This is a genomic window from Proteiniclasticum sp. C24MP (assembly GCF_043951855.1).
Taxonomy (GTDB): Bacteria; Bacillota; Clostridia; order Clostridiales; family Clostridiaceae; genus Proteiniclasticum.
In genome coordinates this window covers 50,239-67,587 of sequence record NZ_JBINJW010000005.1, presented here as the reverse complement: position 1 = coordinate 67,587, position 17,349 = coordinate 50,239, and the positions used below count along the sequence as shown (strand labels likewise).

General features: G+C 42.7%; 18 protein-coding genes and 1 riboswitch. Of the genes, 4 read left to right on the top strand and 14 right to left on the bottom strand.

The window, feature by feature from the left end:
• Nucleotides 1–249 precede the first annotated feature (249 nt).
• Nucleotides 250–1,224: a DUF1002 domain-containing protein gene (locus ACHAL6_RS05950; protein WP_395269331.1), complete on the top strand. Its 975-nt coding sequence runs from the start codon at nt 250–252 to the stop codon at nt 1,222–1,224.
• 184 nt (nt 1,225–1,408) lie between these two features.
• Nucleotides 1,409–1,657 (top strand): hypothetical protein, encoded by a 249-nt coding sequence (locus ACHAL6_RS05945; protein ID WP_395269330.1) that lies wholly within the window; start codon nt 1,409–1,411, stop codon nt 1,655–1,657.
• An 80-nt stretch (nt 1,658–1,737) separates the two neighbouring features.
• Here the strand turns inward: ACHAL6_RS05945 and ACHAL6_RS05940 are convergent, their stop codons facing one another.
• The 8 genes from ACHAL6_RS05940 to ACHAL6_RS05905 all read right to left on the bottom strand — a co-directional run bounded on the left by ACHAL6_RS05940 (nt 1,738) and on the right by ACHAL6_RS05905 (nt 7,813).
• On the bottom strand, nt 1,738–2,433 hold the full coding sequence (locus ACHAL6_RS05940) for a GntR family transcriptional regulator (protein ID WP_395269329.1): 696 nt from the start codon (nt 2,431–2,433) through the stop codon (nt 1,738–1,740).
• Between the two features lie 69 nt (nt 2,434–2,502).
• Complete coding sequence (gene uxuA / locus ACHAL6_RS05935; RefSeq protein WP_395269328.1) at nt 2,503–3,573, bottom strand: mannonate dehydratase; 1,071 nt, start codon at nt 3,571–3,573, stop codon at nt 2,503–2,505.
• A gap of 12 nt (nt 3,574–3,585) precedes the next feature.
• The gene (locus ACHAL6_RS05930) at nt 3,586–4,869 is read right to left on the bottom strand and encodes a TRAP transporter large permease (protein ID WP_395269327.1); all 1,284 of its coding nucleotides are present in this window, start codon (nt 4,867–4,869) and stop codon (nt 3,586–3,588) included.
• Nucleotides 4,869–5,357: a TRAP transporter small permease gene (locus tag ACHAL6_RS05925; protein WP_395269326.1), complete on the bottom strand. Its 489-nt coding sequence runs from the start codon at nt 5,355–5,357 to the stop codon at nt 4,869–4,871. The genes ACHAL6_RS05930 and ACHAL6_RS05925 overlap by 1 nt, the downstream gene beginning before the upstream one ends.
• Before the next feature lie 18 nt (nt 5,358–5,375).
• Nucleotides 5,376–6,368, bottom strand: a complete 993-nt coding sequence (locus ACHAL6_RS05920) for a C4-dicarboxylate TRAP transporter substrate-binding protein (RefSeq protein ID WP_395269325.1) — start codon at nt 6,366–6,368, stop codon at nt 5,376–5,378.
• A 285-nt stretch (nt 6,369–6,653) separates the two neighbouring features.
• The gene (locus ACHAL6_RS05915; protein ID WP_395269324.1) at nt 6,654–7,124 is read right to left on the bottom strand and encodes a gamma-glutamylcyclotransferase family protein; all 471 of its coding nucleotides are present in this window, start codon (nt 7,122–7,124) and stop codon (nt 6,654–6,656) included.
• Between the two features lie 163 nt (nt 7,125–7,287).
• The gene (locus ACHAL6_RS05910; RefSeq protein WP_395269323.1) at nt 7,288–7,599 is read right to left on the bottom strand and encodes a YbjQ family protein; all 312 of its coding nucleotides are present in this window, start codon (nt 7,597–7,599) and stop codon (nt 7,288–7,290) included.
• Entirely contained in the window at nt 7,580–7,813 is a 234-nt protein-coding gene (locus ACHAL6_RS05905; protein WP_395269322.1) for a hypothetical protein, read from the bottom strand. Before ACHAL6_RS05905 ends, ACHAL6_RS05910 begins: the two co-directional genes overlap by 20 nt.
• A gap of 230 nt (nt 7,814–8,043) precedes the next feature.
• On the opposite strand from ACHAL6_RS05905, the gene ACHAL6_RS05900 reads away from it, so the two are divergent.
• Together ACHAL6_RS05900 and ACHAL6_RS05895 are read left to right on the top strand one after the other, a co-directional pair.
• Nucleotides 8,044–8,928 carry a GNAT family N-acetyltransferase gene (locus ACHAL6_RS05900; protein WP_395269321.1) on the top strand — a complete coding sequence of 295 codons (885 nt, stop codon included), beginning with the start codon at nt 8,044–8,046 and terminating at the stop codon, nt 8,926–8,928.
• Between the two features lie 356 nt (nt 8,929–9,284).
• The gene (locus ACHAL6_RS05895; RefSeq protein ID WP_395269320.1) at nt 9,285–10,769 is read left to right on the top strand and encodes a flotillin family protein; all 1,485 of its coding nucleotides are present in this window, start codon (nt 9,285–9,287) and stop codon (nt 10,767–10,769) included.
• A 176-nt stretch (nt 10,770–10,945) separates the two neighbouring features.
• Here ACHAL6_RS05895 and ACHAL6_RS05890 read toward each other — a convergent pair whose 3' ends face one another.
• The 6 genes from ACHAL6_RS05890 to ACHAL6_RS05865 all read right to left on the bottom strand — a co-directional run bounded on the left by ACHAL6_RS05890 (nt 10,946) and on the right by ACHAL6_RS05865 (nt 17,320).
• Nucleotides 10,946–11,728, bottom strand: a complete 783-nt coding sequence (locus ACHAL6_RS05890; protein ID WP_395269319.1) for a DUF6904 family protein — start codon at nt 11,726–11,728, stop codon at nt 10,946–10,948.
• 219 nt (nt 11,729–11,947) lie between these two features.
• Complete coding sequence (locus ACHAL6_RS05885) at nt 11,948–12,862, bottom strand: hypothetical protein (RefSeq protein ID WP_395269318.1); 915 nt, start codon at nt 12,860–12,862, stop codon at nt 11,948–11,950.
• Nucleotides 12,863–13,133: 271 nt separating this feature from the next.
• The gene (gene guaA, locus ACHAL6_RS05880; RefSeq protein ID WP_395269317.1) at nt 13,134–14,666 is read right to left on the bottom strand and encodes a glutamine-hydrolyzing GMP synthase; all 1,533 of its coding nucleotides are present in this window, start codon (nt 14,664–14,666) and stop codon (nt 13,134–13,136) included.
• 8 nt (nt 14,667–14,674) lie between these two features.
• On the bottom strand, nt 14,675–16,132 hold the full coding sequence (guaB, locus tag ACHAL6_RS05875) for an IMP dehydrogenase (RefSeq protein ID WP_395269316.1): 1,458 nt from the start codon (nt 16,130–16,132) through the stop codon (nt 14,675–14,677).
• 63 nt (nt 16,133–16,195) lie between these two features.
• Nucleotides 16,196–16,295, bottom strand: a riboswitch (purine riboswitch).
• A gap of 109 nt (nt 16,296–16,404) precedes the next feature.
• Complete coding sequence (locus ACHAL6_RS05870; protein ID WP_395269315.1) at nt 16,405–16,953, bottom strand: hypothetical protein; 549 nt, start codon at nt 16,951–16,953, stop codon at nt 16,405–16,407.
• Nucleotides 16,954–16,966: 13 nt separating this feature from the next.
• Nucleotides 16,967–17,320, bottom strand: a complete 354-nt coding sequence (locus ACHAL6_RS05865) for a prepilin-type N-terminal cleavage/methylation domain-containing protein (RefSeq protein ID WP_395269314.1) — start codon at nt 17,318–17,320, stop codon at nt 16,967–16,969.
• Between the last annotated feature and the right edge of the window lie 29 nt (nt 17,321–17,349).

The window sequence follows — 17,349 nt, the reverse complement described above, 5'->3', positions numbered from 1 at the left end:
CCTCGTTTCTTCAGATTTATTTTCCTTATTATCTCATGAAACAGTCAGAAGCGCACTGGTTCATCACAGTCTGTACGATAAAAATCTGGTGCAGAAGCAGGAGCACCTCTGCAGATTCTGAACATGGCAGTCCATAACACTTATAAAATATTAAATCATTCTACACCAGAACTTAAGAAATCTGTGATATCCTTTGACATATCCAAGAAAACAGCAATCATACTGTATGGAGAAAAGGAGTATTATATAATGAGAAAAAAAGGAAACGGAAATAAACACAGAATGACCTATCTCTTAGCCATGATGATGGTCATGGTTCTTACCCTATCCACCACTGCAGAGAAAAAAGCCTATGCATCTGAAATCACTCATCCGGTTTTCGCCTACGGGGAAAGCCTGACAGCAGAAGAAAAAGCAGCCACGGCGGATCTGCTTGATACAGGTGACGATACAAGGGAAATCGAAGTGAAGATCAATGAACTCAACGACATCCTTCACAACGACTATTCCTACTATCAGGTCTACTCCTCTGTCTACCTAGAACCTTCAGATGCCAGTGAAGGTGTCAACGTGGAAATCATAACCCCTCAGACCATCACTAAAATCACACCGGCACAGTACCGGAATGCGGCCATCACAGCCGGTGCTGTCAATCTCAACATCAGAATCGCATCCGTAAAAGCAGTGGATGGTTCCGGTGCACTGGCCGGTGTCTATAAGGCCTTCAGTGATGCCAATGCAGAGCTTCCTGAAGAGAACATCATCGTGGCCCAGGAAGAACTGGAGGAAACCTCCGACATCAGTGAGGAAAATGAAGGTAAGGAAGGATATTCCGATGACCTGCTCAATGCGGCCATTGCCGACATCAAAGCACAGATCCAGAAAAAGAAGGATGAAAGCAACGGTGAGATTTCACAGGACACCATCATCACCATCGTAAACACCGTCATCAACAACTACAATCTGGGTGATGTGCTCACAGAAGAAAACAAGGAGAGACTCATCGATCTCATGAAGAAGTTTTCTGAACTTGAATTCACGGAAGAACAGAAAACCGCCATCAAGGATTTCGGAAAGAATCTCATCGAAGAGGGCGGAGACCTTCTGGATGATGTGAAATCCACATGGGATGGTCTGGATGATGAAGTGAAGACCGGAATCACAGGCTTCTTCAAGAACATCATGGAAGCCATCGCAGACTTCTTCAGAGGGCTCTTTTCATAGACTGAACCAGGGAGAGGCATCATACCTCTCCCTTTTCCATGCTCGAATCTTCTTCCCTGCAGCGCATCAGCCGTCCTCTTTTATCTGATACACTAAGAATGAATCAGGAAGGATTTCATAATATTCATAAATACAGTAAAAGTTATTCATCTTATGGTGCTACAATAATGAAAAGGAGTGGATGATGATGCAAACCAATTCTCTCTATAAAATCCTCGGCGGCGCCATCGGATTTCTCATCGGCATTCTTGCAGGCGGATATATCGGACTGGTTCTCGGCGGAACGTTTCTAGGCGGATTTGACATCTATGAATCCATCGGCATGGAAGGCTATGAACTCACCACATATATCGGTGCCTTCATCGGCGCTGTGGCATTTGCCTTATGGGGCATCCGCATTGCTATGAAACTTTCCTCTCAGAAAGAGAAATAACAGCGGAATCAGATTTCAACTTCTGATCCCGCTGTTGTTCTATTTTATTCCGCAGTTTATCTTCAATCAGACTACTGCTTCTATAAAAATAATTCCTTATAGCTTTCCATGATCTCATTTTTATCTAGCTGATATCTGCCAAGATGCTCCCGAATCCCTTTTACAGCTTCGACTACGTCTTTTTCTTTTATCGCTTTAAAAATTCTCTCGTGATCCTCTACAATTCTAATATCCTTGATGGTCTGAAGACTGAGGTTTCGAACCCGGTCAAAATGGATCATCATAGAAGACATCAGCTTATAGGTATGATTCTTATCTACCGAATTGAAAATAAGCTGATGAAATTCATCATCCAGTTCTAATAGTTTTTCCGGATTATGATTATCTAGATAATACCTCTGCAGTTTGATGCACTCTTCCAGCTTCATAATGTACTCGGGGGAGGCTTTTTGTGCAGCTTCCTTTATTACAGCAGTTTCCAGCACTGTTCTGATGAATCTGGCTTCTTCAACAAGGCTCTGATTGATATTCGAAATAAACACACCTTTCTGAGGTAGAATTTCGACTATTTCCACTTTACTAAGTTCAATAAGCGCTTCACGGATAGGAGTTCTAGATAATCCTATTACCTGCGCCAGTTCATTTTCACTCACTAAAGTACCTGGTTTAAGCTCTAGCATAATAATATTCTCCCGAAGTACTCTCAGTGCAAATTCACTTGCTCTTTCTCTGGGGTCTTTTTCTCTGATTATCATATTAGCACCTACAATCATCATTCATTAGAAGTATACGGTTCTTCTGAATTATTATATACTGATTCACCGTCATACACAAAGCAAATCCGCTTATTTCATCTTACCGATTGCTTCCCAAAGTCCCATCAGATAATTTGCACCCAGAGCTCTATCAAATAAACCATATCCTGGCCTTGCTTTTTCACCCCAGATCATTCTTCCGTGGTCCGGTCTTACATAGCCTGTAAATCCGACCTCGTCGTAGGCTTTCATGACTTCGAACATATCAATGTCTCCACAGGTGGAAAGGTGTGCGGATTCATCAAAATCCTTCTCATTCAGATGCTTCACATTTCTGATGTGTGCAAAATGGATTCTTCCCTGTGCTCCGAACTCTCTGATCATGCCAGGAAGATCATTGTTAAGATCTGATCCCAGGCTTCCTGTGCAGAAGGTCAGCCCGTTATAAGGACTTTCATTCAGAGAAAGAAACTTTCTGACATTCTCTCTGTTTGTGATGACCTTTGGCAGACCATATAGCGGCCATGGCGGATCATCCGCATGAATGGCCATTTTTATATCATACTTTTCAGCATATGGCACAACCTTATCCAGAAAATACTTCATATTCTCCCAGTAGGTTTCTGTGGTCATATCCTGATAGAAGTCGATATCCTTTGCCATGGCATCCAGTCTTTCCGGTTCCCATCCTGGTAAGGAATAGCCTCTGGCCTTTTTCGCCATGACATCCGCCATGACTTTCGGATTCATCTCAAGAACCTCTTCATGACGATAGGCCATGACCTGACTTCCGTCAGGAAGTTCCAGAGACAGATCGCTTCTTGCCCAGTCCATGACGGGCATGAAATTGTAGCAGAGACATTTCACCCCTACTTTGGAAAGATTCTCCAAAGTGCTGATGTAGTTTTCTATATACTGGTCTCTTGTTGGCAGTCCTTTTTTGATATCCTCATGGATATTCACACTTTCAATGACCTCCATCTCAAGGCCGGCTTCATTGATTTCCTTTTTGAGACCTTCCAGTGTCTCCAGTGGCCAGACATCTCCCACAGGAATTTTCGGAAGGCATGTAGCCACTCCGGTTACTCCTGGGATCTGTCTGATTTCCTGAAGGCTTACACTATCGTCTCCGAAGGGAAACCATCTTAAAATCATTTTCATTTTGTCCTCCAGTTATGCTCCAAATAGTAAATTAGGTAAGAACAGCACCAGGTCTTTCCACAGAATCAGGACCAGTACAACTGCAATGATTGCAATCAGAAACGGAACGGATTCTTTTGCTGTCTCTTCCGGTTTGCACCCCATAATATTTGACGTGGTATAGAGTGCGATACCCACCGGTGGCGTCATAATACCCATTGTAACGATGGTCATCATGATAACTCCGAACTGAACTGGGTCAATACCAACTCGTGTTACTACAGGTAGAAGGATTGGAGTCAGCAGCAGTGCAACTACTGTTGTTTCAACAAACATTCCTGCAAACACAAGAAGCAGTATGACTATAAACAGTAATATAAGTGGATTGCTCGTAACGCCGATGAGGAATTCCGCCATTTTCTGAGGAATTGAGTCATAGACAATTCCATATCCGAAAATACCTGACAGGGACACGAGAATCATAATCACACCAATGTCTCTGATACTGTCTTTTACTGTTTTAACAAAGGTCTTCACATTGAGTTTCTTATAGATAAAGAATCCAACAAAAATCGCATATACTGCGGCAAATGCGCCGGACTCTGATGGAGTCAGTATACCTAACCTGATTCCCACAAGAAGAATTACAGGAAACATCAGTGCCCAGATGGAATCGATGCTTGCAGCACCGATTTCTTTCAGTGTGGGCTTCTTTAAAGATTCCGGAGCATATCCTTTCTTTCGAGCGGTATATCTTACGGTAATCATTAAAGCGACCATCATCATGAGTCCTGGTATGATCCCCGCTGCAAAGAGCCTGCCAATGGATACCTCTCCCACAGAACCATAGATGATCAGACCCATGCTGGGTGGAATTGTGGCGGTAATGAGCGATGTGACTCCGTTGATGGCTGCAGAATACCCTTTCTTATACCCTCTTTCATTCATAGAAGGTCCAAGCACTCTACACTGCATTGCTGCATCCGCATTCGCGGATCCGGATACTCCACCCATCAGTGTTGATAATACAGTGGAAACCTGTCCCAGATTTCCATACATATGTCCTGTCAGAACATTGGCAAGCTTTATCAGCTTTTCGGTTATGCCGGTGTTGTTCATAAGGTTCCCTGCAAAGATGAAAAGTGGAATTGCAAGTAGTGTAAAACTCTGAGTAGAACTGACTACTTTCTGAACCACAATGGCATAAGGCAGGTCAGGTGTTACAAAAAAGAACAGTGTTCCAGAAAGGCCGATGGCAAAAGCTACAGGCATGCCTAGAAAAATCATGATTAAGAAACCTATTACTACTGCACCCATTAAGCTTTCACCTCCTCATTCATAGAATCTTCTGACTTGTATCTGTTAACCATTCTGATAATTACTGTAATAATCATAAGTACTGCTCCCACAGGAACACTTATGGTCGCCCAGGAATAACTGATTCCCAGAGTCTGGAACAGTCTCTTCGAGTTTTCGATACTGAGCGGAATACCATATACCGCCAGTGAACCTAGGAACAGCACGATCAGTGTGTTCCAGAAGTAATAAAGTATTTCTCTCACCTTTTTAGGAAGCATCGAAAGAAACATATCCACATTTACAAAGTCTGCATCTCTTAAGGCTGTATCTGCACCAAAAAACACCACCCACGCAAAGAGCAATAGAGAAATATCCTGTGCCCAGTTAAGCGGGAAGCGAAGAGCTCTTCCAACCGCTGATAAGAACACAAGCAATGTAATAATGACAAGCATTGCGCTGGCTGCTATTTCTTCAAATTTGCAAAGAGCTCGGTATATCTTTTTCAAAATAATCACTTCCTACAATTATTTTCCTATTTCTTCAAAAATCTTGTCGCGAAGCTCTTTGAATTCAAGAATTTCATATGCAGCTTCTGCCGCCTCTTTGAACGCTTCTTTGTCAGATTCTACAACTGTCATACCTTCTTCTACCATCATCGCTTCAAATTCATCTGCTGCTTCACTTACCACTACAGCATTGTCTGCAGCTGCAATCTTACATTCTTCAATAAGGATTGTCTGATATTCTTCGGGAAGTGTATCAAACCACTTTTCACCTACGATGATTCCATTAGCAAGCTGAAAATGTGATGTCTTGTTGATATGAGTCAGTACTTCGTATAGTCTCTGTCCATATGTAGCTGTATGCTGAGCTTCCGCTCCATCAATAGCCTTGGACTGTACTCCGTTATAGGTTTCTGTCCATCCCATAGCAATAGGTGTTGCACCCATAGCTTTCACTGATTCTGACCATACTGGTGCACCTGGTGTTCTTACTCTCACACCACTAAGATCTGCTGGTGTAACTACTGGAGTATTTGTCAGAAAATGTCTTGGACCATCATACCAGTTGAATGCAAGCACTCTGATATTGTTCTCATCAGACAGTTCTTTTTCCCAAGCCCCGAATGTTTCAGTTTCAGTAATTGCTTTCAGATCTTCATATGAATCAGCAATGTAGGGCATACCTATGATTCCGATATCCTTGACATAATTTGCCATTCTACCACCGTCAGTCAGTACTGCTACATTCACACCCTGAATCGCCTGTTCAATGACATCTTCATCGCTGCCTAGCTGTGCTGATGGATAAACTTCGATAATCACTTTTCCATCTGTCTTTTCCTTGACACTTTCAGCCCATAACTTGAATCCGTCTACCATTGGGCTGGTCTCATTCAGCTGAGTGGACATTTTAAGTGTATATATCTTGTCCTCCTCTGATGCCTTGCTGCCACATGCTGATAATAACCCCATACTTACAATTACAGCTGTTAATAAAGAAACTACTTTTTTCATATTATCCCTCCAAAATTTTTGATATTGCAAGTGTAACACTAGTATACTAGGATGTCAATAACGTTTTCATAGCATCTTTGTCATCTTGATAGAATTTTACCAATTTGATTTTTGAGACATTAAAATGATCCTGGAATATCTTTCAAAAAGACATCCCAGGATCATCAACACGTTATTACATTTCAATCATTTGAAATTCAGTTCCATATCATCTTGGCCAAGTAACCGCTATACCGAGATCCGTTCACTACTTAGTTGTGCTAACTGACAGCAGAGGTTGATCTATCAGATCTCAAGATTCCGGATGCTCTTTTCAAGGGCCTCCAGCAGATCAACCACGTCAAAACCGAAATTTCTGTAGCCTTCAATGACAGTCTGCAGATAGTCACTGCTGGGCAGATTATATTCACGGTTGTCCTCATATTCCTTTCTCATGACATAGGCCATGGCGTGCATCACTTCCCCATCCGCCATCTTCACCGGCAGGTCCACCTTATCATACATGAGAGGATACTCTTCATATTCATCCAAAGAGACTTCATCCTCGGGAGTGAGTCTCCAGAGGCCCACCGGAACAGTGGAGCCTTCTTTCTTTTCAATGGTCAGAAAAGCATTTTTCTCTTCTCCCTTAAAGAGAAGACGATATCCATAAAGAGTGCCACTTCCTATGATTTCAGCATCCGGACATCTCTTTTTCATATCATCCACATTCAGATTGGAACCATAGGCAAGACTTATGGTCCATTTTTCATTCATCTGTGCTCCTCTCCTTCCGAAATCCACTACGCTATGGATTTTTTATCATCATAGCACGGAGAACTTTTCTCTTGCAATGTAAATGAAGTGAACACTTCATGAAACCTCCCACCATGATAATCAGAGTATTCATCCGTACGAAAGATCCAATGATGAGCTTCAGCTATCTGAATTTCACAGCTGTTCCATAGGCTATGACTTCAGCTGCCCCTGTCATGACTGCAGCAGAGGAATACCTGATATTCACCACAGCATCTGCACCCAGCTCCGTCGCTTCTTCCACCATTCTCTTGGTAGCCAGAGCCCTGGCGTCATTCATCATTTCATTGTATGCCTTCAGTTCTCCACCAACTAGGGTCTTAAAACCTTGAGAAATATCTCTGCCCAGGTTTTTCGACTGAATGGTGCTTCCTTTTACGATGCCGAGCATCTCCAGTTCTTTTCCGGTTATGTAGTCAGTATTTACTAAGATCATCTTCTTCTCCCCCTTTAATTTCACGAATTCTTTCCAGCAGCATATATGAGATCAGCCCAATGAACCCCGCAGGAACAAGCAGCAGCAGTATCTTCAGAAGTAAGGGTATTTCTTCTCTGGTAGACCAGCCCATCCACATATAGAAGATGAAATAACAGATCACGAGAACCGTAATCACGACTGGTGCGACCATTTTCTTCCTGTGTTTTTTCATGTCTATCCCCCCAATCAGTATCTACAGAATCATTATATATCATTCGAGCATGTATAGTATAGTTTCACTTCATAATCCAAACAATAATTCTCTGCAGTTTCTGATGCCCATCACGTATTTCGATGCTTCGATGGAACACTTCATGAGAAATATGTATTCTGTGAGATAAAACAATACATTTTTCTGAATATAGATATATAATAATATCATATAAAAGGAGTGTGATATTCATGTCCCTGATTTTTCGAAACTACAGACTGCTCTCAGATTTTGAACCCGTCAGCCGGTTTCTTCGAAAGAACTTCGGCAGATCTATGCTAAACGGCATTGTACCCCAGCCATACTTCGAGTATGCGCACACACATCCCTATTTTGAACATAAACTGACCCATCGATTCGGTCTCTGGGAAGACGCTGATGGAATCGCTGCGGTCGCCTGCTATGAAATGAACCTAGGCGAAGCGCTTCTCATGACAAGGCCGGATCTCCAGCACCTCAAACCGGCGCTCCTTGATTATGCGGAAGAGGAACTCTGCAAGGTGAACGAGGATGGCAGCAGGACCCTGGCCGTTTTCGTCTTCGACTACGAAAAGGATCTGCTCCATGATCTCAGCCAAAGAGGCTATGAGAAAAAGTATGAGGAAGAAATCACGGTTTTCGACTATGCCAAAGGATTCCGAGAAAACCCATTACCTGAGGGTTTCACACTGGTTACACTGGAAGAGGAAAATGACTTCAGAAAAATAAACGATGTGCTCTGGAAAGGATTCAACCATGGTGACGAGCCTGATGATGATCTGGATGGCCGCAGAATCATGCAGAGCGGTCCTCATTTCAGCAAGGAACTCACTACCATCGTCAAGGCACCCAATGGCGAATATGCTTGCTATGCAGGTATGTGGGTGGACGGAGTCAATGACTTCGCCTATCTCGAACCTCTTGCCACGGACCCGAAATACAGAAGAATGGGACTGGCGTCCATCGCCCTCACGGAAGCCATGAAAAAGACAGTGAAATATGGAGCCACCTACTGCTTTGGCGGGAACAGGGAGTTCTACCATGCGATGGGCTTTGAAACTGTCGCAAAGCGTGAGTTTTGGGAAAAGAAATGGTAGTGGTTCTTCCATTCAGATTTCCTCTTATCTTCAATTACGATGCCGGCCAGCGCCTCAATGCATGGCACTGTTCAGACACTCTGTTTCAAGGATGGCTCCGGTAAAGCATCAAAATAAAATAGAATTACTATACCTTGTAAATGACTCAAAAGATTGTATCTATATGATAATCTTGATATAATATAAACAATGTTCTGATAAAAATATTTATGAAATATTAAATATGATTCTAGAAAAGATAAACTAAACCAAGTCAGTATCTCATGAATATTGACTTGGTTTTATGACTTCAGTATTGAAAATGTGATTATCCATTGCATTTGATATAAATATAAAATATCAAAGGAGTGTTGTACATGCCGTTCGAACTCATCGCTGGTATCATAGCAGCCATTATACTCATCATAATTATGATGACAGGCTACGTGAAAGCCAGTACCGACGAGATGATCATCATCTCGGGTTATAAGAGAAATCCGAAATATATCACTGGGAGAGCCACAATCAAATTCCCGTTTCTGGAAAGAAAGGACAGACTGACGCTGCAGGTAGTGAAGATTGATGTCAAAACCGAAAAACCTGTACCTACAAATGAATTCATCGATGTTTCAGTGGATTCCGTTGTAGTCGCCAAAATTTCAGACGATCCGGAACTGGTGAAGCTGGCTTCACAGAACTTCCTGAACAAGAACGAAGATTACATCATGAATATGGTCATGGATGTGCTGGAGGGTAACATCAGAGAAATCATCGGTACCATGACCCTTCGTGACATGATTTCCGACAGACAGGCCTTTGCCGACAAGGTGCAGAAGAATGCTGTACCGGACATGCAGAAGATGGGCATCGAAATCGTATCCTTCAATGTGCAGAACTTCTGGGACGAAAACGGCATCATCGCGGATCTGGGTGTGGAGAACACCGCCAGAATCAAAAGAGATGCTTCCATTGTCAGAGCCGAATCAGAAAGAGATGTGAAAATCGCTCAGGCGAAAGCCAACAAGCAGTCCAACGATGAAGAAGTGAAATCCATGCAGGAGATTGCTGAGAAGCAGCATGAACTGGATATCAAAATCGCGGAACTGAAGCAAAGCGCGGATACCAAGAAAGCGGAAGCAGATGCAGCTTATGGAATTCAGAAAGAGAACCAGCGAAAACTCATAGAGATCGCATCCGCCAATGCGAACCTGGCAAGACAGGAAAAGGAGATCGAACTTCAGGAAAGAGAAGTACGAATCGAAGAGCAGAGACTAGATGCACAGATCAAGAAGAAGGCTGAAGCGGAAAGCTACGCCAGAGGAAAGATCGCCGACGCTGAGCTTTATGAAACAACGAACAAGGCGAAAGCCGAGATCGAAAAAGCGAAGGCGGACAGAGTCGCAAGAGAAGAAGAAGCCATCGGTATCAAAGCCATCAACCTGGCTGAAGCCGAAGGTATCAAGGCCAAGGGACTGGCTGAAGCGGAAGGTATCGACAAGAAAGCTGTAGCCATGGCTAAAATGAAGGAAGCCGCAATTCTTGAAATGTTCTTTGATGTTCTACCTGAAATCGCAAAGAATGTTGCAAGCCCACTGAATAATGTGGACAGCATCACCATGTACGGTTCAGGAAACACCGCTAAGATGGTGGAAGACATCACGAAAGCCACCACGCAGGTCACCACCGGACTATCTGATGGTCTGGGCTTTGATGTAAGGTCCATGCTAGCAGGATTCCTAGGTGGCAATCTCGGCAGCAAGATGAGCACAAAAGAGCTTGGTGAGGATACACTGAATAAACTGAAAGAAACATCAGGCCTTGTGATCAAGGACAACGAACTCGATGAAAATAAGGCTGAATAGAAGGATCCATTAGAAGGAGATTCTATATTCTCAGTTATAAAAGAATAAAACGCTCATAAAAAGAGAGTTGCAGAAATGCGACTCTCTTTTCTATACCTATGCTCAGAAAACAGCGAAAGAAATTATTGAATGAAATATATGCTTCAATTCCAATTTTAATCAGAACCAACAAACATTTACCATTCCAGATGTTCCGGGTAGTCTACGCCCTTCAATCTTACTTGTGATGGATCGACACCATTCTCCAAAGCGTAGGAGGAAACTTCATGATGCAGCTGATAGTAATCTTCTCCAAGAACAATCATTTTTCTCACGAGGGTTGCCAGAAGTTTTTTCCGTTTCTCCGGCTCGGCGTAGAGATACTTCATCTGGAGCTCATCGATATAATGAGCACAGAACCCTGAATATCTGAAAGAAGAATTATAGCATTCTGTTTCTTTCGCTTTCTTATACAGTCTCTTGAAGGCTGCCTCTCCTGTTGCATCCCGGAAAGCTTTCCATACTTTTTCCTGAAATAGTCTGACCAGAGCGATATCCTCGTACCTTGTCATGAAATAGTACTGCTTCTGATCTTCTTCCATCCCTGCATTTTTCATCATCAGATTGAATGTGCGATCATTTGCATACCGTTTTATAGCATCATCCAGTGCCAAAGCTGCAAACATGACATCCAGCCACAGGATATCCACACTAAAATGCACATTGGTGCCAGGATGCTTCTCTCCGAAATATTTCTGAAGCTCTTCATCATATCCGTTATCGACAAACTCAATATCCCGATCCCCCATGAAGCAATGTCTCAGATCATAGCATACAGCTAGAATCCTGAGCGATGTCAGGTCTCCCTGATCTTCAGGACCCAATACATTTTCGATTGCATGATACAGTTCATATAAATCATCGTGGGTCCCTGAAATAGTCACACCAGTCAGTTTTTTAGTGTTTTCAATAGTTAACATTCATTCGCCTCATTTCATTCTCTTATTATACCCTTCCCTTGTACTGTATAATGTTTCCAGCTGTGATTCAATATATTTCAATCTGTTCCATTGCACAGAATCTGCCTGATGGGGTAATTCCAGCCTTGTGTAACTTTTTATCATCGTGATAAAACTGATTCAGCTACTGGTAACTGTTGATAAAGCAACCCCTGAAACCACTAAATATTAGTTTCTATGTTATTTAAGATGCCTATTTAATTTATGTTTCCAGTACTCATTATGAATTATTCTTTCCTCAGCGAGATTATTTTGAACAATCTCTCTTTTAGTCAATTTAGAAACATTAACCCAATCATCTTTAAAAATATACATAGCATCACCATATAATATCGAATCAAAAATAAAGAGATTCTTATCCTTAAACTCAAAAATTAAATATCCAGTATAACCACCAATACCTTGACGGACAGAGTCTGGTTTAAATGAGTAAATATAATCAAATCTTTCTTGGATTAATATCTGTTCGCTATTAGAAAGATTTTCTATAGTTTTATTGTTGAAAGATTCCCAAATTTGCTCTCCTTTTGGAATGATTTCCCAATTTACTATTTCAAATGAACTCGTATTAATAACTTTTTGATTTGAATCCATGATAAATGTACCCACTTCATTGAAAATTTCCAATGTTAAATTAGCTCCAAATAGTATATTTTTATTATTATCTTCATTATTTTCGAATTCCTGACTCAATATAAAATACTGCCTGCCTTCTTCATCGGAAATAACAACATATTTAAACTCCTTAGGTTCAATAAATAATCTTGGATATCTCTTATATGGAACATATGATGTTCCCGAATGAGTATATCCTCCCCAATCTTTAGTTTCCCAAGATTGAGATCTATATGCAGTTTCTTTGGGTTTGCTTTTTTGAGGAATAAATTCTCCTATAGCATTTCTTTCCGACATAATACCATTAAAGGGGTTTGGAAATATCATCTGCCCTTCGCGTATATCAGCAAAATTAAGTTTTCGTTCTATAATTTCTAACGTTTCTTCTTTTAAACAAACACCTAGAAAAAATTTTTGATTTTCTTCAATGTCATTAAGCAGTTGTTTTGTTGTACGAATACTTGACTGGTTTAAATACATAAATAATACCGCCTTTCATCAATTTAATATTAATTTATACTATTATATCATACTAAAATAATAACATTAGAAAATAAGGGATATAAATTTTATGATTCAGATATTCTAATATATAAACAAAAAAAAGAATACTTCATAAAATCTCCACTATAACCAATAATGAATCTCAGTTAAGTATGAAATATTTTCTATTTTAATATCAAATCAATATTAATATAGATTAATAAAGCGTCAAACCCTTTAAACACAAGGGTTTGACGCTTCTAGTTTACTATTCCCACTCAATAGTTGAGGGTGGCTTGCTGGTTATGTCATACACGATTCTATTGACCCCAGGCACTTCATTGACGATTCTTCTTGAAACGATGTCCAGGACCTCATAAGGTATTCTGGACCATTCGGAAGTCATGCCATCCGTGGAGTTCACAGCACGCAGCGCAATTAGATGAGAATAGGTTCTGCCATCTCCCATGACCCCTACGCTTCTTACGTTAGGAAGTGCTGCAAAATACTGCCAGATGGTTTCATCCAGATTGTGCTTTGCAATCTCCTCTCTGAAGATATGGTCCGCTTCTCTGACAATTTCAAGCTTTTCTTCCGTCACTTCTCCCAGAACTCTGATCCCAAGACCAGGACCAGGGAATGGCTGCCTGTAGACCAGGTCATGAGGTATGCCAAGCTCTTCTCCAAGTACTCTTACCTCATCTTTGAAAAGCTCTCTTAGAGGCTCTATGAGCTCAAATTCGATATCCTCTGGAAGCCCCCCCACATTATGGTGACTCTTGATCACCTGTGAAGTGTCTGTACCGGACTCCACCACATCAGGATAAATGGTTCCCTGAACCAGATAATCGATCTTTCCAAGTTTATTGGATTCTTCCTCAAATACTCTGATGAATTCCTCGCCGATGATCTTACGCTTTCTCTCAGGGTCTTCCACCCCTTTGAGCTTTCCAAGGAATCTGTCCTTGGCATTGACACGGATAAGATTCATCTTGAAACGCTCTCTGAAGATTCTCTCCACATCGTCTCCCTCATTCTTTCTCAGAAGACCATGGTCCACGAAAATACAGGTGAGATCATCTCCGATGGCTTTATGCACAAGCACTGCTGCCACAGAGGAGTCCACCCCGCCGGAAAGAGCGCACAGCACTTTCTTTCCGTTGGCCACTTTTCTGATCTCTTCGATCTTCTGCTCTCCGAAGTCCTTCATCTCCCAGGTTCTTTCGCCCTGACAGGCTTTATGGATGAAGTTCGACAGAATCTCTTCTCCCAGCACCGAGTGCTTCACTTCAGGATGGAACTGAAGACCATAGAGCTTTCTCTCATTGTTCTCCATGGCAGCCACCTTGCAGTCTCTTGTGGTTGCCACTACGCTGAAGCCTTCAGGCACAGCCACCACTTCATCCTGATGGCTCATCCATACGGTGGACTTTTCATCCAGCCCCTGGAACAGTGTGCTCTGCACATCAAACTCGATGTCCGTCTTTCCGTATTCCTTGATGGTACCGGTCTTCACCTGTCCACCCAGCTTATGGGTCATGAGCTGATGTCCGTAGCAGATGCCAAGAACCGGAATACCAAGATTGAAGATCTCCTCTGAAATGGTCATGGAGTTTTCATCATAGACGGAATTGGGTCCTCCCGTGAGAATGATTCCGATGGGATTTCTTTCTCTGATTTCAGAGATGGGGGTCTTGGATGAAATCAGTTCGCTGTAGATGCCAGCTTCTCTGACTCTTCTTGTGATCAGCTGATTGTACTGACCACCAAAATCGATGACAAGAATCATATTTTCTTCCATATTCTCTCCTACGCTTCCTTATTACTGTAGTTTGGTGCTTCTTTGGTGATGTAGATATCATGAGGATGACTTTCCTTCAGGCCGTTTGCTGTCTGAACCACGAAAGTGGCTGTCTCGTTTAATGTATCCAGATCCTTGGATCCCAGGTATCCCATACCGGAACGGATTCCACCTACAAGCTGGAAGATGGTATCTGCCACAGGTCCTTTGTATGCGACTCTTCCCTCTACACCCTCAGGAACCAGCTTCTTGGCATTCTCCTGAAAGTATCTGTCACTGGACCCCTTGTTCATGGAGGTCAGAGAACCCATCCCACGATAGACCTTGTAGTTTCTGCCCTGATAGATTTCCATTTCTCCGGGGGATTCATGACATCCTGCCAGGATGGATCCCAGCATGGCTGCGCCTGCTCCTGCAGCAAGAGCTTTGACGATGTCACCTGAGTACTTGATACCTCCGTCTGCAATGACCGGCACATTCATGCCTTCAAGCTCCTCCACACAGTCCATGACTGCTGTGAGCTGTGGCACACCCACTCCGGATACCACTCGTGTGGTGCAGATGGAACCAGGTCCGATGCCCACCTTCACTGCATCCGCTCCAGCTTCCGCCAGTTCTCGTGCACCTTGAGCGGTTGCCACGTTTCCTGCAATGACCTGAAGCTCAGGATAAGCCGCCTTGATCTTTCTTACGCCTTCCATGACCCCTTCGGAGTGGCCATGGGCGGTATCCAGAACCACCACATCCACGCCTGCATCCACAAGGGCCTTCACTCTTTCCATCATGTTTCCTGTGACGCCTACTCCGGCTCCGCATAGAAGTCTTCCTCTGGAATCCTTGGCCGCATTGGGGAACAGTCTTGTTTTCTCGATGTCCTTGATGGTGATGAGTCCCTTCAGGTTATTGTCTTTGTCAACAAGAGGAAGCTTTTCGATCTTATGGGTCTTCAGGATTTCCTTTGCCTCATCAATGGTGGTGCCTTCCAGCGCCGTGATGAGATTTTCCCTGGTCATCACTTCAGAAATGGATTTCTCATAATCTGTTTCAAAAACCAGATCTCTGTTGGTCACGATACCAACCAGTTTGCCGTCTGTTGTGATGGGCACACCACTGATTCTGTAACGCTTCATCAGTTCATTGGCTTCCGCCACGCTGTTTTCGGGAGTCAGATGGAATGGATTCACGATGACGCCGTTTTCCTGTCTCTTGACGATATCCACCTCATGGGCCTGTTCTTCTATGGACATGTTCTTATGGATGATGCCGATGCCACCTTCTCTTGCCATGGCGATGGCCATGGTGGATTCCGTTACCGTATCCATGCTTGCACTCATCAGCGGAATGTTGAGCATTAAGGTCTTTGTAAGTCTGGTCTTTACAGAAACATCCTTTGGGAGCACCTCCGACTTGTTCGGCACCAGCAGCACGTCGTCAAAAGTATACGCTGTCTTTAGAATTTTACCCATTTTTTGTCCTCCTTCTAATAAAAAAACATACCCGAAATCACATGCGTGACAAGGGTATGCTAAAAAGAGCACCTTGTCACTCATAGGCGGAAATTGCATTGGCTTCCGGTAGAAACGCCCCCCCATATCAGAGGCTTATACGAGTAACTGTTATTTTTAAATTAAATCTAATTATAGTTATCCGAACCCCTCTTGTCAAACGCATTTTGCAGGAATTGTGTTATTCTTCACATCTTGATAAAAGATAACCTTCACAACTTAACAATCCGCATCTAAATACCGAAGATGTTATTGATTTTTTCCACCTGAGAAATCAGTAAACCTAAGAACAGAAAAGGAAGAAAGTAGACTTCTTTTTTCTTTCTGACAAGAGAGAACAGAAGACCAAGACCGGAAGCGTAAAACAGCGTGTAGAACACATTCCGTCCATAGGCCATGGAAATGAAGAGAAGGATCCACAGATCCCCCTCCCCAAAATAGAACTGAAGCTTTTTGTTTCCTTTATATAGTGGAATAAGAAGCATGAAGATGGCGGCAATGTAGCTTCTTGTCCCGTAAAAAAGATAAAGCGCGAAAGGCGCCATGACGTAGAGAGAACAATCATAGACTTCTCCGCTGTGGGCATCCGTGATGACACCCACCAGAAAGGCGGAGTAGAAGAGAATCTCTGCAGTGGAAAACGAAAAATAGATGGAGCTTCCTGTCAGGATCAGCGCAAATGGCAATAGGAGCTGAATTCTGATTTTTACCGTATCCCGAAGGATACGAGTCCCTATGAGGCAGGATAAGAGCGGAAATAGAATGCTGCCTGTGATCTGCATTTATCCTTCCCCGCTACGGTGTTTCAGGAATGGTGATCCCTTTTCCTTCAGCAAAGAGCCTGAGATTACCGATGGTGCACTTCTTATAATCCGCATCGACTTTGACACGCACATCATCAAAATCCTGTCCAAGACCGCTTACTCCGCTAAAGAGTTCAGTATCTTCAATGTCTGTTTCCGCATCCAGATTATAGATGTCGATGTAATTCAGCGCTTCTCTTACATGTGCACGCTGCTCCATTTCGTCAGCCTTCTCCACAATCCCCTTATACTTTGGTGCAGACATGGCCATGAGCACACCAGAGATGGCAATGACGATGAGAAGCTCAACCAGTGTAAACCCCCTTTTCTTTTTCCTTGTTTTCATATTTTTTCCTCCTTTTCCTTTGATACCTC

Coding starts and splice junctions, on each gene's coding strand:
- ACHAL6_RS05950 (WP_395269331.1), top strand. CDS start 250: ATGAGAAAAAAAGGAAACGGAAATAAACACAGAATGACCTATCTCTTA.
- ACHAL6_RS05945 (WP_395269330.1), top strand. CDS start 1,409: ATGATGCAAACCAATTCTCTCTATAAAATCCTCGGCGGCGCCATCGGA.
- ACHAL6_RS05940 (WP_395269329.1), bottom strand. CDS start 2,433: ATGATGATTGTAGGTGCTAATATGATAATCAGAGAAAAAGACCCCAGA.
- uxuA (WP_395269328.1), bottom strand. CDS start 3,573: ATGAAAATGATTTTAAGATGGTTTCCCTTCGGAGACGATAGTGTAAGC.
- ACHAL6_RS05930 (WP_395269327.1), bottom strand. CDS start 4,869: ATGGGTGCAGTAGTAATAGGTTTCTTAATCATGATTTTTCTAGGCATG.
- ACHAL6_RS05920 (WP_395269325.1), bottom strand. CDS start 6,368: ATGAAAAAAGTAGTTTCTTTATTAACAGCTGTAATTGTAAGTATGGGG.
- ACHAL6_RS05915 (WP_395269324.1), bottom strand. CDS start 7,124: ATGAATGAAAAATGGACCATAAGTCTTGCCTATGGTTCCAATCTGAAT.
- ACHAL6_RS05910 (WP_395269323.1), bottom strand. CDS start 7,599: ATGATCTTAGTAAATACTGACTACATAACCGGAAAAGAACTGGAGATG.
- ACHAL6_RS05905 (WP_395269322.1), bottom strand. CDS start 7,813: ATGAAAAAACACAGGAAGAAAATGGTCGCACCAGTCGTGATTACGGTT.
- ACHAL6_RS05900 (WP_395269321.1), top strand. CDS start 8,044: ATGTCCCTGATTTTTCGAAACTACAGACTGCTCTCAGATTTTGAACCC.
- ACHAL6_RS05895 (WP_395269320.1), top strand. CDS start 9,285: ATGCCGTTCGAACTCATCGCTGGTATCATAGCAGCCATTATACTCATC.
- ACHAL6_RS05890 (WP_395269319.1), bottom strand. CDS start 11,728: ATGTTAACTATTGAAAACACTAAAAAACTGACTGGTGTGACTATTTCA.
- ACHAL6_RS05885 (WP_395269318.1), bottom strand. CDS start 12,862: ATGTATTTAAACCAGTCAAGTATTCGTACAACAAAACAACTGCTTAAT.
- guaA (WP_395269317.1), bottom strand. CDS start 14,666: ATGGAAGAAAATATGATTCTTGTCATCGATTTTGGTGGTCAGTACAAT.
- guaB (WP_395269316.1), bottom strand. CDS start 16,132: ATGGGTAAAATTCTAAAGACAGCGTATACTTTTGACGACGTGCTGCTG.
- ACHAL6_RS05870 (WP_395269315.1), bottom strand. CDS start 16,953: ATGCAGATCACAGGCAGCATTCTATTTCCGCTCTTATCCTGCCTCATA.
- ACHAL6_RS05865 (WP_395269314.1), bottom strand. CDS start 17,320: ATGAAAACAAGGAAAAAGAAAAGGGGGTTTACACTGGTTGAGCTTCTC.